The sequence below is a fragment of the Acidithrix sp. C25 genome (assembly GCF_904848545.2).
Genome location: NZ_CAJHCI020000006.1, coordinates 382,826 through 396,143, shown reverse-complemented (window position 1 = coordinate 396,143; position 13,318 = coordinate 382,826). Strand labels below are relative to the sequence as shown.

The following is a 13,318-nucleotide window of genomic DNA, read 5'->3' as shown; positions in this document are numbered from 1 at the left end:
TACTCCAGGGTCTCAGCTGGCACTATTTAGTGACTATGACTATCACGCATTTATTACCGATCGACAAGGCGAAACGCTTTTCCTTGAGGCTGATCACCGAGCACATGCCCAGATCGAACTAGTCATCAAGGATCTCAAAGGAGGTTCTAGGTGGAATCATGTTCCATCCCGATACAAGAACGCTAATGCCGTTTGGTTGGCTCTGGTCTGGTTAGCCATTGGTGCAATTGCACACAACCTGGCACGGTGCAACTGCACACAACCTGGCGCGGTGCAACTGCACAACCTGGCGCGGTGCAACTGCACAACCTGGCGCGGTGCAACTGCACAACCTGGCGCGAATAGGTGCTATTACAGAAACTGTTATCACCACACCAAAGCTTCGACGGTGTTACTTTCAGATCGCAGGACATATCACTCGTTCAGCTAGAAAAGTAATACTGCATCTTGAAGAACACTGGCACTATAAGGATAAGTTCTTAGAGGCTCTTGATCGGATCAGAAAGTTTGAGATCGCCATCACCTGAACATCTGGTTACCTAACACACTGAATATTACTTGAAGGAACTGCTCTAGAAGACAAGGGATTAGGTCACTATACCCAAAATGAGATTTCAGAATCTCAAAAATGACCAAACAGGCTCAACCACAAAGGGAATAGGTTATATTTGGCACTCTGAAACCAGATTTAAACCATAGACCCTCCGTCAAACCTAAATCAGTTCCAAAAAACCGACTCAGAGTCACACCGAAGGGCTCAAGCTGGTCCAATTCTGTGGATTCAGGTTAATCCACGCCAAGTACCATCCATTGCGCGTACTCTACAGTTGACCATGAGGTGTAGATGGCGATGAGGATCACCCTAACGACTTGTCATATGTCGTGCACGGGCTACCGATAAGACCAGACCTCCTACTTGTTCTTGTGCTCCTCGTTTGCCTATACGAGTTACTGAAGTACGCGAGAGATAGCTAGAGATTGCATCGGCTTGGCGATCCAAGACTTCATCAAGAGCATCGGCGATCTCGCGATTCTGAGATGCAACAATAGATAGAGATTTGGGATTGTTCACGTTGAATTCGACAAAGCGCACACCTTGTCGCTCTTGGCCTCCACCTCTTCCTCCGCGGTGCTCACCTGTTATTGGATCGATCCCCTCAACCCAAGCTTTGAAGGCGGCTTCATCTAGACCAAGGCTTGATACGATTTTGCCGTTTTGCCAAGTGTGTTCGGCAATTAATTGCGATCCGCCTTCGGAGTAATAGCCACCTGTCGTCTCTATGCCTAGCCCATCTGAAAAATAGGTGGCAGCACCTCTCCCGTCGCCTTGATAGATGTGTGCTGTCTTGTTTTTCGGGGGTTGGAGTAGGTGGCTCGCAACAGATTGGGTTGGAACAGGTGGTTAGCACAACTCGAACCTGCCATCGTCAACGCCAAATCAAGCGACTCATAGTGAAATGTGTGGAAGCTGGACCCACAAGAGATAAAGGTTTTACTCCCCTCGAAAGTTAGCCCAAATATGGCGCATGTCCTCACTCCTTACATACAGATATCGAGGCATCGCGTGACTTTTATTCGGAAGAGATTGATAGAGCATTCCACGGCGACTGAGTAGATTCGACAGACGTAAAATCTCCGCTGAATCATCACTAAGAACTACTGGACGCCATTTCCCAGGCTCCCAACCCCCAGGAGCCAAACCCTGTTCAACCAATAACCTTGACAAGGGGATAAAGCCAGTCGGAAATTGAAACTCCGGTATGGATCCGTCGAACAAAGCGCTTACAATTGCTTCCACATCGGTCGCATACCGAGCCGACAATGGGGTCTCAGAAGCGAGAAACTCTTCCAAGGGAACTTGGCAAAATCTTCGTTGAAAATCGTCGTAAGTGCTATTCGTCGAAAATAATCTGCCCTCATCAATCACTAGGGCACGTTGTCCTAGGCGATTGACCATGGATGATGACAAGGCTAACGTTAGGAAAAAGAGGGCCGACGGCACAACCTCCAGCTCCTCGTATGCTGCAAGCAGGGTCGCTTGATAGAGAGCAGAACGACAAGCAGAACTCATAACCGCTTGCCCATCGCGATGGGACTGTACCAAAGCTTTAGGCTCTCCTATGGTCAACTCCCATGCTCCACTCCGCTCACCAATAAAACCAAGTTCGTCGACTACTGACAGTCCCAACTCATGGAGTCCGAGAGCACCGTCCAGCTGAAAGTAGGAGAGCGCCTCTTTGACCGAGGGTCCGAGATTTAGCTGATAAGCCCAGTCTGCACAGATGAGTACCTCGCCCCCAAACAATGCGCCAGCGCCTAATCGTCTCGGAAGCCAACGTACGGTGTCGGAAAAGTCACGAACCAGAAGGCTACTTAGGTATTCGACAAGCTCGGCGGAGGGAAGAGGCGAAGTTTCAACTTTGATCGATCGCAATGCATGCACCTTTCCCTATGAGCACCATACTGAATTGAGGGCTATAGTACATGTCCCAGTCGAAGCTGAGTTTCAAGTTATTCCCAGACATATCCTCAAGCCTCAACCCAGATAAAGATCGGACTGCCATACGCGTCAGTCCCGACGTAATGACACTCAAGCGGTGTGCCATAAGGGTCGAGCGCATAATCACCGGGATTATCGCATTCCTCGCCTGCCCAGTATGCTACAGATCCGCAGGTACCTCCTGGCTTGCATATTAATGCGGGTTTGGGGGTTTGGGGGCGAGGTGCGCCACTCGCCCATGCTGCAGACCCAGTTAATCCGACCGCCACACTCGATAACGCCAATGCCCCCAATCCAACTCCGATCCTTTCTGTTATTCTTTTAATTCCCATTGTGAACATCCCCTCTTATTAATGGTTATCATGCTGATAGCGTTCGTCGATACGGCTCGTTAAACGAGTTCGCCTATCGTGGATAAGACCTTGATTTATTGATTCTGCTATAAAGCATCCCCATGGCCACCACCACATTCGAAGCCAACCTCCGTAGTCATAGAACACTGGTAGTAACGCTAACTATTTATTTTGCGCGTCGCATCTGCTTAAAAGATGATTTTGGGTTTTTCGGGTTTAAATTCCTGGCGGATTACCCTCAAAAGATACCTAGGCCGTGGTTTTTCTGGCTTGCAAAGCAAGTTGAAACGGCTTTGCATAATGAATTGTTGAAACCAGCTGCTTTTTTCTGGAATAGGTAGATCTAAAAGCAGGCAAGTGCGATAGCTATTCTGATATTCACTGGAAAAGTATTTCAAATTTATCAACTAATCGATAATAAAGTTAAATATTGATTTTGGATTGGCTTGAAACGCTCGATCAAATACGTCCTCCAGCCCAAAAGGCTGAGGAGATCCCAATCATTATGTATATTGCGACCGGGAGACTAAGTGTCAATGAGATAACCAACCGTTCTAGCTTTAAGCTTCGACGAATTACGACTACCACCGGGAGCACGACCGCCGCAATAATATCAATGCTGGTAACCACAGTTTGCACCGACAGACTCGAAATTGACCATCCGAGAAGCGATGCGTTCAACAGCAAGTCCAGAAAGAGCCCTGCCAAACTAGCGTATACAATCCAGCCGTTTCGATCTAATGCAAGTCGCACTGCGAAAAACGGCACAACAACGGCGACCAAGAAGATGAGAACAACTGTCATGGCGCCGCCGATTTCCCTAGATGCAGAGGCGGAGAACAGCATCGATGAAAGCAAGCCAAGATTAGCCAGCAGCGAGATCGCTGCTCCTACCGCCGCGGCCACAATCAATTCAAAACGACGCCACGGGCGAGTTGCAATTCCAACACACGCCGATAAGACGGGAACTGCCGAAGCAACGAAAGTGAAGGTTGCTCCGAGCACCCCTCCTCTAAATAGGCTGTGGGCCCCTTGAATCTCTGCGTACACACTGTTCCTCCTTGTAATTCCTGCCCTAATTTAAGTATCGCCACTCAAGGATTGAATACGGAGCCCTATCGATTACCTATAACCAAATAGCAATAGCTACGACTGTAGCTTTCAGCCAATGGTCTCGCACGACATGGGCGTAGATGAGCCGCCATTCCATTGGAACGGAGTGGTACCATCCTCCCCAACATAGCGAACGCACAACTTATCGCCTACGTGGAACCAAGAGTTGCTGTAAAAGCTGAACGTTACGCAAAGCATGGTTCCAGCTTGTCCACAACCGTATCCGAAGCAGTATGTATTCGGATTGCCGTAACACACAATTGGCGCCTGCTTTATAACCGCTCCATTGCGGATGAGCTGCGCAGCACTGCAGCCACTGTAGCTCGCATAGGCACTTTTTACCACGTTCGATACGTAGGTGCCGTAACCGGTTACTCTGATGAACACTCCAAACTGACCCAACCCTGGAGGTGCTCCTGTGCATCCGCTGGCCGTCAGTGGCGTGAGCAAACTATTGTGCGTTAGCTGGGGAGGAATTTGAATCGCAACATTTTCGCTTACAACGATGTTCGACAAATATACGTGCGTAACGGCAACTAGATCAGCACCTTGAGCTGCTGTAGCAGATGCGCCGGTCGCACTAACGCCAATGGCGGCCGCGCTAACAGCCAATGCCCCCAAACCAACTGCGATCCTTCCTGTTATTCTTTAATACCCACTGTGAACACCCCCTCTTGCTTATTAGCTATCATGCTGATAGCGTTCGTCGATACGGCTCGTTAAACAAGTTCGCCTATCGTGGATAAGGCCTTGATTTATTGGTTCTGCTATAAATAATTCCATGGCCATCACCACATTCGAAGCCAACCTCCGTAGTCATAGAACACTGGTAGTAACGCTAACTATTTATTTTGCGCGTCGCATCTGCTTAAAAGATGATTTTTGGGTTCTTCGGCCTTTATTTTCTTGATGAAAGCTTTTCAATAAACACTTGGATAATGGTCCTATTGATGATCGTAACCAAAGAAGCCGCCATGGGACTGGACTTATTAATTGTCAAACAAGAGCCCAATTTCTAGGTGGGTGCGCCGGCTAAGCATTAGTTACGGGTTCGAATAGAGGTAGCTTCACAGCCTTTATTCCTTGGAACAATACGAAAATTCAATGATTCGTATCCTAATTATCGATGACGAGCGTGAGGTCATAGAGTCGATTGAGGTTCTAATTTCCTCAAGAGATGATATGAAAGTTGTGGGCAGCTTACAAAATGGTCATGGAGTGATCTCATATATTGAAACTTTGCGGCGTGACGTAGTCCTTATGAATATTTCAATGCCCGGACTCTCTGGAGTAGAGACGACAAAACAAATCAAGGATCATTTTGTTGGGGCTCCAGAGATTGTGATCCTAACTACCTTCGATCTCAATCAAATGGTACTTTCAGCCCTTCACGCTGGAGCCCAAGGTTTTATCCTTAAGTCCGACCCACCCCAAGATCTCTATAGCGCGATCATTACTACGCACAGAGGAGATGCTCTTATTTCTCCAAAGATGTTGCGAAACCTTGTCACCAGTCTTACTGCGAAACAGCCTCAAAAACTGCACGTCGAAGTGCTGAGTTCTAAGTGCTCATCTAGAGAGCTTGATATATTGAAATTAGTAGTACAGCAGGCTGGCGAACGCAGATATAGCTAGCCTGCTGTACATCTCAGAAAACACTATCCGGTCACACGTCGCTCATCTTCACGATAGGTTAACTGTAAGGTCAAGGGCAGCCCTAGTTGCAAAAGGTGGGGAATTGGTAGAATAACTTGTGATCTCATATTGCACAGGGAGAAGCGTTGACGTTGCTCTTTAGGTGGATAGCTAGAAATCTCGATACCAAGATCAAGCAAGGATACTTTCATACCGAGGCAACACCTAGCGGTGAGTTTCAGGATAGTTCTCGAATTTGCCCGCGTTAATATCTACCATTTCCAGAATATGGCAGCTTCTTTTAGAAATATATTACACAAATCCGTTTGAACTGATTCGCTAACCAGGAAGAGCAGAGCCTAGGCATTTTTTAAGTTAATCGCCGAGAAATCTACAGCCCAAAAGATGATTTCGAGGTTTTTTGAGCTTTAAATTCCTGGAAGATTACCCTCAAAAGACACCTAGGGTATGGTCTTTCTGGCTTGCAAAGCAAGTTGGAACAAACTGCCATACTCTAGAGTCAATGGATCTAAAAGTAGGCAAATGCAACAACTGTCCTGAAACTCACCGCTTACCTTACAGGAAGATTGACAACCTATCTGCAACCGTTGTTGGACCATCTCTCACAATCGCCGATGGACTAGCCACTGCTGTCTTCATCGCAGGTTTAGAGATCTTTGATGCAGTTGCGGCACTCGATGGAAACGAGTGTGCTCTTACAAAAGGAGATAGAAGGCTATATGCCACTAAGAACTTTCCATTTATCCGATAGCGTACTCGCCCAGGCGAACTCCTGCTATTTGAGTAGCTTGGCCAACTAATGCCCCACTAGAGTCCCATGCGTAACATCTTTCGTCGACCAATTGACCCTGAATTAGGTTGGCACGCTGCATTATCCACAGCGACCCAGGTGCTGGCCTCGTACGAACGTAGGTATTTAGCGCTAGTGTCGGCACCCAGCCAGACCGTTCGATCTCAAAGGTTGCTGGCGGAAAAGAGTCCAGGGCATACTGAAGCGAAACCGAGTCAAAGTCTTCACCCTCTGGAAGTCTCAACCATCCCCGTAACTCGCCACTGCCCGATGGAAAGTTTTCGCTATATATCTTGACGTTGGGATCAAGTCGAATATCAACCTGTTCCATAATCGCAGCTTTGAAACCTCCAGGGGATTGAACTGGAATGCTAAGACACTGATCCCATGGAGTAACCGATTGGAATTGCTCATCTCGCTCCCAATAAGGCTTTGCCAATGGATCAAAAGTGGTGACAACTGTTGTCACCACAAGACAAAGTTGGCCCCCTTGAGTCATTTGCCCACCGAGTTGAGCAAAGTTGCGCCCGCTGCGATATAAAGTAACATCTATCTCGACGGGTCCTGGATCAGGAGATATCAGATATGTGCAGTTTGAGGATAAGACATCGCCAAAGCTTGTCTCGCTAAGGATTGCTCGGTCGACCAAAGCCAAGAGGTAACCGCCATTTGGCTTACCAGCGATGGTGAAATCCTCATCTATGATCGCACCATAATGACCCTCACCTATCTTTTCCAACTTAGATACACCCGAAAATAACTTCTTCAAAACCACTCCCTGCACCGCATCTCAACTAAGAGATAGATCCTAACTTCCTAGAGCCAACTACTACTTAGATGAAAAACATGTGGAAGATTTGGCCTTAGCTCGCCAACAAATTCCACTCCGAGCACCAGCCCAGGAATATAGAATAAATTTGCTCGAGCGCTAGCGCTTCGTAGCCATAAGGGTAAAGCTCAAAGGCAATTGGACCCAGCCATCGGGTTGGACGAAGTGTTCATTTGTGCTCTTGGTCATTCCTTCAGCATTCAAAAACGAGGTCCAAGAATGTTCTTCAAGATGCGTGATAACAAAGCCCCGAGACGTTAGCGCCGTGACTATCTCGCCGATGGAATGATTCCAGATGTAGGTTTTAAATGTGCCTAGATCATCTGAACCATCCACATAGCTTCCTTCGGACTCGTCTATCATTGGTGAATCCTTCTCGAAGTAGTCACCCGAGAGGGACCAATTTCCATCCACCCGCTCAACCATTTGCGCCAAAGGGTGGACCTCATGCATAAAAAGCACTCCGCCCTGCCTTAGAAGATGATCGACAGCCTTAGCCCAAGAATCAATCTTTGCTATCCAGCAGATAGCACCTAAGCTCAAATAGACAAGATCAGCCAAATCTTTAACGAAGGTTACTGCAACCTCTTCAACTGAACATATTTCAAAGCTGCATCGCTCAAAAAGGCCAACTCTACGAGCTAACTCTCTCGCCTTTTCAATTGCAGTCTGCGAATAGTCGATTCCGATCACCCTCGCGCCTGCTGCAGCGATCGACAAAGAGTCCTTGCCGAAGTGGCATTGCAAATGCACAACGTCTTTATCGGTTAGATCCCCAAGAAGATCTTCTTCTCGCTCTCGCATCGAAAGACCAGTCGAGAGCCACTTGTCGACCTCGTAAAAGTCAGAGTCAAAGTGCGACTCAACCACCGCCTCCCAATAACCTCTATTGGCGGCAATCATCTCATCTTCACCCAGCACGTCTACCCCTATTCTCAAATCGCCTCGAGATCTTATATCCGCGCCAGAAAGCCATGACACACAAATGCTAGATACAACTAGCCAATAGCCCCTGTACTTGCAAGGCCAAAGAGCCACATCCAACACCAACTACCAAGATAATCCTAGCCAGGGTTACTTCTTCGACATTGTTTGACTGCGTCAATCAAATTTCATATCTAAATTCAGCCCATGGAAGCTCCAGCTCCAACCGGTGAATCGAAAGTTGATTCAAAGCAGCAATCGTCGCATCTCTGACACAATGCATTTCGGAACGGAAAAATCCAATTTTACAAATTGCAATTTACTAAATATGCAACTCTACGCGCAAGAAAGAGTGACCGTGCCCTGGTGAATTTCAATTGAGCCACAAAATCACTACTACCCTGTTCAGCTCTATATTGGCGTAGCTTCTGACACCTGAAGTTAGTAGTCTATTATTGCTGCCCATGCGTAGGTTCGACAAACCTAATCCTTCGATTTCATCTTTATGGAGCCAGATCTACATTGATTCATTTCTGTGATCAGATACGTTCGCGAGCCTCTTGGTCCACTTCACCTAGAGAAGACCTTTTGTAAAGGCTGGAGTTGTCAAGGCTGGGGCATCCTAAGTTTTCTCAGCTACCCCATCGAAAAACGCTCGCTCTGCGGCAATAGAAAACCGTCCCATTTTGAGGCTATCCGGTTCATGATCCTAGATTAATGCCAGGTTTGGCGAAGTTGTCCTAAAAGCTAGTCAATAGCTAAACGAGATTCACCAAGGCAATCAAACACTCTTTCTTGGGTAATAATGGCTTCAAACGTCTAGGCAAATTACCATTTATAGATGAGAGGTTCTAACGGGCCGAGCTTGTCTGAATAAGGCAACCTCTACTAGAAAAAAGCGACAGAAAAGGCCAACCCGACCACACAACTAGCTGGGGTATCTCCTTGTTTTGTACCATCTGGAGAAGAGATAAGAGCAGTAGGACAACTTCATTGGCTAATGGCAAGGAGTTCCGTCTTCCATTGTTGAACAGGGTATAACAGAGGCCTCACTCCTATGTAATCTTGTAATCTGGTGTCATCTTCGACGACGATCAAACGATTACCACCCAGCCCAAGCGAGATCTAAACGATGGGTTTTAAATCTATCTCCAAAGATTCCCTCCATGGCTGCTTAATCTATAATATTCCACTCCGATACAACCTCGCTAGCACCACCAAGATGACTTCCACTCCCCGGATGACTTCATAAAAAAGATCTCGTGATCCTTGCCAGCGTTAAAGCCTTAGCGGCTCTAAAATCGCATCCATGTTTGCTCAAACTCCCCAACCACCATATACCGCTGTGATATTTACCTCGATTCTCTCTCGGGACACCGAAGGCTACATGGAGGCTGCCAAGGAAATGGAACACCTAGCCAAAATCCAAGATGGATATTTAGGGATTGAAAGTGCTCGCGACGACCTTGGTATTACGGTTTCATATTGGCGCGACGAAGATTGTGCACAAAGGTGGAAGCATGTGATGGAACATGAGGCGGTGCAGCAGATAGGAAGGCAAAGGTGGTATCAGGCCTATAAGGTTCGCATTGCAACAGTTAACCGCGCTTATTGAGTTCTATTTTGAGTTGATTCCGAACTGATCGAGGCAACTTTTACCTATCAGAAAGAGATCTGTTCTACCCTGAATACGCCACATTGAAACGACAGGCCTTAGCTTGGATCAATGCAGACCCAAAACTGATTTCTATCTGCGCCGCCAAATCGAAACGACTGCAAGGAATAAACCTTCACCTTCATCAAAAAGAGCGACCTACAGGTCCGAGTTCACTTATCGAATAACTTAACAGAGTCAATTAAATAGTTAACTCGACTGTTGACTCGTTTGACTTGCAAATAGTAGGAAGTCCGACTATCTTATATCATATGAATATGAATGACCTACATCTCCCAGATGGTCCAATAAGGTTCGTAACTGCCGCTTCACTCTTTGATGGCCACGATGCTTCGATAAACATAATGCGCAGACTTTTGATGTCCCAGGGCGCCGAGGTCATTCATCTAGGTCACAATCGTTCAGTCAAGGAGATAGTCGAGACTGCTATCGAAGAGGACGTTCAAGGCATCGCCCTTAGCTCATACCAGGGCGGACACGTAGAGTTTTTCAAATATCTTGTAGATCGTCTCAAGGAAGAGGGCTCCGACATCAAGGTCTTTGGTGGTGGAGGTGGCGTTATCGTCCCTCATGAAATCGCCGAACTGGAGCAATATGGGGTAGCAAAGATATTCTCACCAGAAGATGGACAAAAATTAGGCTTAGTAAAGATGATCAACCTGCTGATAAAAGCCGCCGATCACCGAATTCCCATCATAACCTCAGATAATGTCGCACGAATTCCACTTCGCGACCCCAGGGCAATCGCGAGGGCGATAACAAATATCGAAGATGGGACTCTTGATGAATCATCCAAAAACGCGATCAGCCAATACGCCAGCGCCGGGCACAAAGGCGTCATCCTTGGAATAACCGGAACTGGAGGTGCCGGTAAGTCATCACTCACCGATGAACTTATTCGTCGCTTTAGAATTGATCACTCGGACAAGATCTCAATCGCAGTACTTGCTATCGATCCAACGAGGCGCCGTGGTGGTGGCGCTCTGCTTGGAGATCGTATCCGGATGAATGCGATCGATTCCCCAAATATCTTCTTTAGGTCAATTGCAACCCGCGGTGCTTCTAGTGAAATTCCAAGTTACACCGCGCAGATACTCGAAGTACTCCAAGCGGGAGGCTTCGACGTAATTATCGTAGAGACCCCTGGAATCGGACAAGGAGACACTGCAATAACTGCGATTGCGGATCTTTCACTCTATGTAATGACACCCGAGTTTGGAGCTGCATCCCAACTCGAAAAGATCGACATGATCGACTTCGCAGATGTCATCGCCATCAACAAATTTGATCGCCGCGGTGGCGAAGATGCACTTCGCCTAGTCGCACGTCAGTGGGTTAGAGAGCACTTTTCAAGTGGCCTAAATGTTAGCGACGCCCCGGTCTTTGGCACGATTGCATCAAGGTTTAACGACGACGGCACAACCGCCCTCTATAAATACATTTCAAGTCTCATTGCACAAAGAAGAAGCGATCTAGTTGGAACACAGATCAAGGGGACCCAAACCCGTCATTCAACCCACGAGCGACAGATAATTCCAAACGATCGTGTTCGTTACCTCTTTGATGTAGCTTCGACAATTCGTGGATATCACCAATTCACCCTCAAAACTGCGGAACTGATCAGGAAACTAGAAGCACTTCAATATACACAAACGCTACTTGAAATCCCCCAACTCGCTAACGAGATATCGTCGCTGGAAGATGCGATCGGCCAAAACGAACTTCAAGTCGTAAAGCATTATCAAGAGACCAAAGAGCAAATTTTAGCCAAGAACCATAGTGAAAGCTACAACAGAATTTCGCTATCCGGCAATGAAATTCCTGCTATCAGCTTTCCCCGATATAGCTCAAAGGCTGATATCTATCGCTTTGTCAAGAGCGAAAATCTCCCTGGCCACTTTCCTTATGTAGCGGGAGTATTTGCCTATCGTCGTCGCAATGAAGACCCAGCCAGAATGTTTGCAGGAGAAGGTGACGCCTTTCGAACAAACCGCCGCTTTCACCTCTTGGCAAAGGGGCAAAGTGCAACTCGTCTCTCAACCGCCTTCGACTCTGTCACCCTCTATGGCCGTGACCCAGATCTGCCCCCAGACATCTATGGCAAAATTGGCACCTCTGGAGTGTCAATAGCAACCCTTGACGATATGAAAGTTCTCTATAGCGGCTTCGACCTCTGCGACCCCAAGACCTCAGTCTCGATGACCATCAATGGCCCCGCCCCAACGATCCTTGCCATGTTCTTCAATACGGCAATCGATCAGCAGTTAGAGATCTTTGAAGCAAATCTGGGACGAAAACCAACCACCGCGGAACAAAGCGAGATCGAAGCCCATGTTCTATCGACAGTCCGAGGAACAGTTCAAGCCGATATCCTAAAGGAAGACCAAGGCCAAAATACCTGCATTTTTTCAACAGAATTCTCGCTCAAGGTAATGGGTGATATACAAGAGTTCTTCGTTGAGAACGCCGTGTCCAACTTCTACTCAGTCTCTATATCTGGATATCACATCGCTGAAGCAGGTGCCAACCCCATAACGCAGTTAGCTTTTACCCTTGCTAACGCCTTCACTTACGTGGAGGCATACCTTGCGCGTGGTATGAACATAGATGCATTCGCTCCCAACCTCTCATTCTTCTTCTCGAATGGAATGGACCCTGAGTACAACGTCATTGGTAGGGTGGCCAGACGAATTTGGGCGATAGCGATCAAGAACATCTACGGCGGAAACGACCGTTCACAACGCCTCAAATATCATATTCAAACGTCAGGTCGATCTCTTCACGCCCAAGAGATCTCATTCAACGACATTAGAACGACGCTTCAAGCACTTTGTGCAATCTACGATAACGCCAACTCGCTCCATACAAATGCCTACGACGAAGCGATTACGACGCCAACCGATGAATCCGTACGGCGTGCCCTAGCTATTCAGATGATCATCAATCGAGAGTGGGGGCTGACAATGAATGAAAATCCGCTGCAGGGAAGCTTTGTCATCGACGAATTGACTGATCTTGTAGAGGAGGCAGTCCTCAAGGAATTAGAGCGGATCTCGGAACGCGGTGGCGTGCTAGGTGCCATGGAAATGGGCTACCAACGAAGCAAAATCCAAGACGACTCAATGTATTACGAGGAGCGAAAGCACTCAGGTGAGCTACCAATCATCGGGGTCAATACCTTTTTAGCTCCTGAAGACTCCAATCAACCACAGATTGAACTCAAGCTAGCCCGTGCTACCGAGGAAGAAAAGATGGGACAAGTTCAAAGAGTCGCCCAATTCAAAGAAAAAAACAAATCCGAAGCAGAATTAGCTCTAGAGCGGCTCCAAGCCGTAGCATTGGAACACGGGAATATCTTTGGGGAGCTGATGAAGACGACTCGAGTAGCTACCTTGGGTCAAATCACAAATGCGCTCTTTGAAGTTGGCGGGATCTACCGCCGTAATGTGTAGCTTAAAATGATGTAGATTCCATGCAA

General features: G+C 47.3%; 13 protein-coding genes. 6 read left to right on the top strand and 7 right to left on the bottom strand.

The features are described from left to right. Window positions 1-221 precede the first annotated feature (221 nt). Window positions 222-527 carry a hypothetical protein gene (locus tag ACIDITHRIX25_RS70965; RefSeq protein ID WP_201732374.1) on the top strand — a complete coding sequence of 102 codons (306 nt, stop codon included), beginning with the start codon at window positions 222-224 and terminating at the stop codon, window positions 525-527. Window positions 528-862: 335 nt separating this feature from the next. Here ACIDITHRIX25_RS70965 and ACIDITHRIX25_RS70960 read toward each other — a convergent pair whose 3' ends face one another. From ACIDITHRIX25_RS70960 to ACIDITHRIX25_RS70940, 5 genes are all read right to left on the bottom strand, one after another. Beyond that, window positions 863-1,336 carry a relaxase domain-containing protein gene (locus tag ACIDITHRIX25_RS70960; protein WP_201732941.1) on the bottom strand — a complete coding sequence of 158 codons (474 nt, stop codon included), beginning with the start codon at window positions 1,334-1,336 and terminating at the stop codon, window positions 863-865. Between the two features lie 156 nt (window positions 1,337-1,492). Further along, window positions 1,493-2,443 (bottom strand): hypothetical protein, encoded by a 951-nt coding sequence (locus ACIDITHRIX25_RS70955; protein WP_201732373.1) that lies wholly within the window; start codon window positions 2,441-2,443, stop codon window positions 1,493-1,495. 86 nt (window positions 2,444-2,529) lie between these two features. Beyond that, a complete protein-coding gene (locus ACIDITHRIX25_RS70950; protein WP_152626215.1) occupies window positions 2,530-2,832 on the bottom strand; it encodes a hypothetical protein in 303 nt (100 codons plus the stop codon). Between the two features lie 480 nt (window positions 2,833-3,312). Continuing rightward, window positions 3,313-3,903 carry a hypothetical protein gene (locus tag ACIDITHRIX25_RS70945; protein ID WP_201732372.1) on the bottom strand — a complete coding sequence of 197 codons (591 nt, stop codon included), beginning with the start codon at window positions 3,901-3,903 and terminating at the stop codon, window positions 3,313-3,315. Between the two features lie 111 nt (window positions 3,904-4,014). Then, window positions 4,015-4,587, bottom strand: a complete 573-nt coding sequence (locus ACIDITHRIX25_RS70940) for a hypothetical protein (RefSeq protein WP_201732371.1) — start codon at window positions 4,585-4,587, stop codon at window positions 4,015-4,017. A gap of 483 nt (window positions 4,588-5,070) precedes the next feature. On the opposite strand from ACIDITHRIX25_RS70940, the gene ACIDITHRIX25_RS70935 reads away from it, so the two are divergent. The 3 genes from ACIDITHRIX25_RS70935 to ACIDITHRIX25_RS70930 all read left to right on the top strand — a co-directional run bounded on the left by ACIDITHRIX25_RS70935 (window position 5,071) and on the right by ACIDITHRIX25_RS70930 (window position 6,373). After that, window positions 5,071-5,601 carry a response regulator gene (locus tag ACIDITHRIX25_RS70935; RefSeq protein WP_201732370.1) on the top strand — a complete coding sequence of 177 codons (531 nt, stop codon included), beginning with the start codon at window positions 5,071-5,073 and terminating at the stop codon, window positions 5,599-5,601. After that, window positions 5,579-5,716, top strand: a complete 138-nt coding sequence (locus ACIDITHRIX25_RS000000104115; protein ID WP_201732940.1) for a LuxR C-terminal-related transcriptional regulator — start codon at window positions 5,579-5,581, stop codon at window positions 5,714-5,716. Before ACIDITHRIX25_RS70935 ends, ACIDITHRIX25_RS000000104115 begins: the two co-directional genes overlap by 23 nt. Window positions 5,717-6,124: 408 nt before the next feature. Continuing rightward, window positions 6,125-6,373 carry a hypothetical protein gene (locus ACIDITHRIX25_RS70930; RefSeq protein ID WP_152625949.1) on the top strand — a complete coding sequence of 83 codons (249 nt, stop codon included), beginning with the start codon at window positions 6,125-6,127 and terminating at the stop codon, window positions 6,371-6,373. Here the strand turns inward: ACIDITHRIX25_RS70930 and ACIDITHRIX25_RS70925 are convergent. Further along, a complete protein-coding gene (locus ACIDITHRIX25_RS70925; protein WP_201732369.1) occupies window positions 6,363-7,181 on the bottom strand; it encodes a thioesterase family protein in 819 nt (272 codons plus the stop codon). The genes ACIDITHRIX25_RS70930 and ACIDITHRIX25_RS70925 overlap by 11 nt on opposite strands. 159 nt (window positions 7,182-7,340) lie before the next feature. Then, window positions 7,341-8,162, bottom strand: coding sequence for a class I SAM-dependent methyltransferase (locus tag ACIDITHRIX25_RS70920; protein ID WP_201732368.1), 822 nt, complete (start codon window positions 8,160-8,162; stop codon window positions 7,341-7,343). A 1,312-nt stretch (window positions 8,163-9,474) separates the two neighbouring features. On the opposite strand from ACIDITHRIX25_RS70920, the gene ACIDITHRIX25_RS70915 reads away from it, so the two are divergent. Together ACIDITHRIX25_RS70915 and icmF are read left to right on the top strand one after the other, a co-directional pair. Then, on the top strand, window positions 9,475-9,780 hold the full coding sequence (locus tag ACIDITHRIX25_RS70915) for an antibiotic biosynthesis monooxygenase family protein (protein WP_052605373.1): 306 nt from the start codon (window positions 9,475-9,477) through the stop codon (window positions 9,778-9,780). 317 nt (window positions 9,781-10,097) lie between these two features. Then, complete coding sequence (gene icmF, locus ACIDITHRIX25_RS70910; RefSeq protein WP_201732367.1) at window positions 10,098-13,292, top strand: fused isobutyryl-CoA mutase/GTPase IcmF; 3,195 nt, start codon at window positions 10,098-10,100, stop codon at window positions 13,290-13,292. Window positions 13,293-13,318 lie beyond the last annotated feature (26 nt).

Excerpts from the sequence above, each read along its gene's own strand:
- ACIDITHRIX25_RS70950 (WP_152626215.1), bottom strand. The coding sequence starts at position 2,832 with ATGGGAATTAAAAGAATAACAGAAAGGATCGGAGTTGGATTGGGGGCA.
- ACIDITHRIX25_RS70935 (WP_201732370.1), top strand. The coding sequence starts at position 5,071 with ATGATTCGTATCCTAATTATCGATGACGAGCGTGAGGTCATAGAGTCG.
- ACIDITHRIX25_RS70930 (WP_152625949.1), top strand. The coding sequence starts at position 6,125 with ATGGATCTAAAAGTAGGCAAATGCAACAACTGTCCTGAAACTCACCGC.
- ACIDITHRIX25_RS70915 (WP_052605373.1), top strand. The coding sequence starts at position 9,475 with ATGTTTGCTCAAACTCCCCAACCACCATATACCGCTGTGATATTTACC.
- icmF (WP_201732367.1), top strand. The coding sequence starts at position 10,098 with ATGAATGACCTACATCTCCCAGATGGTCCAATAAGGTTCGTAACTGCC.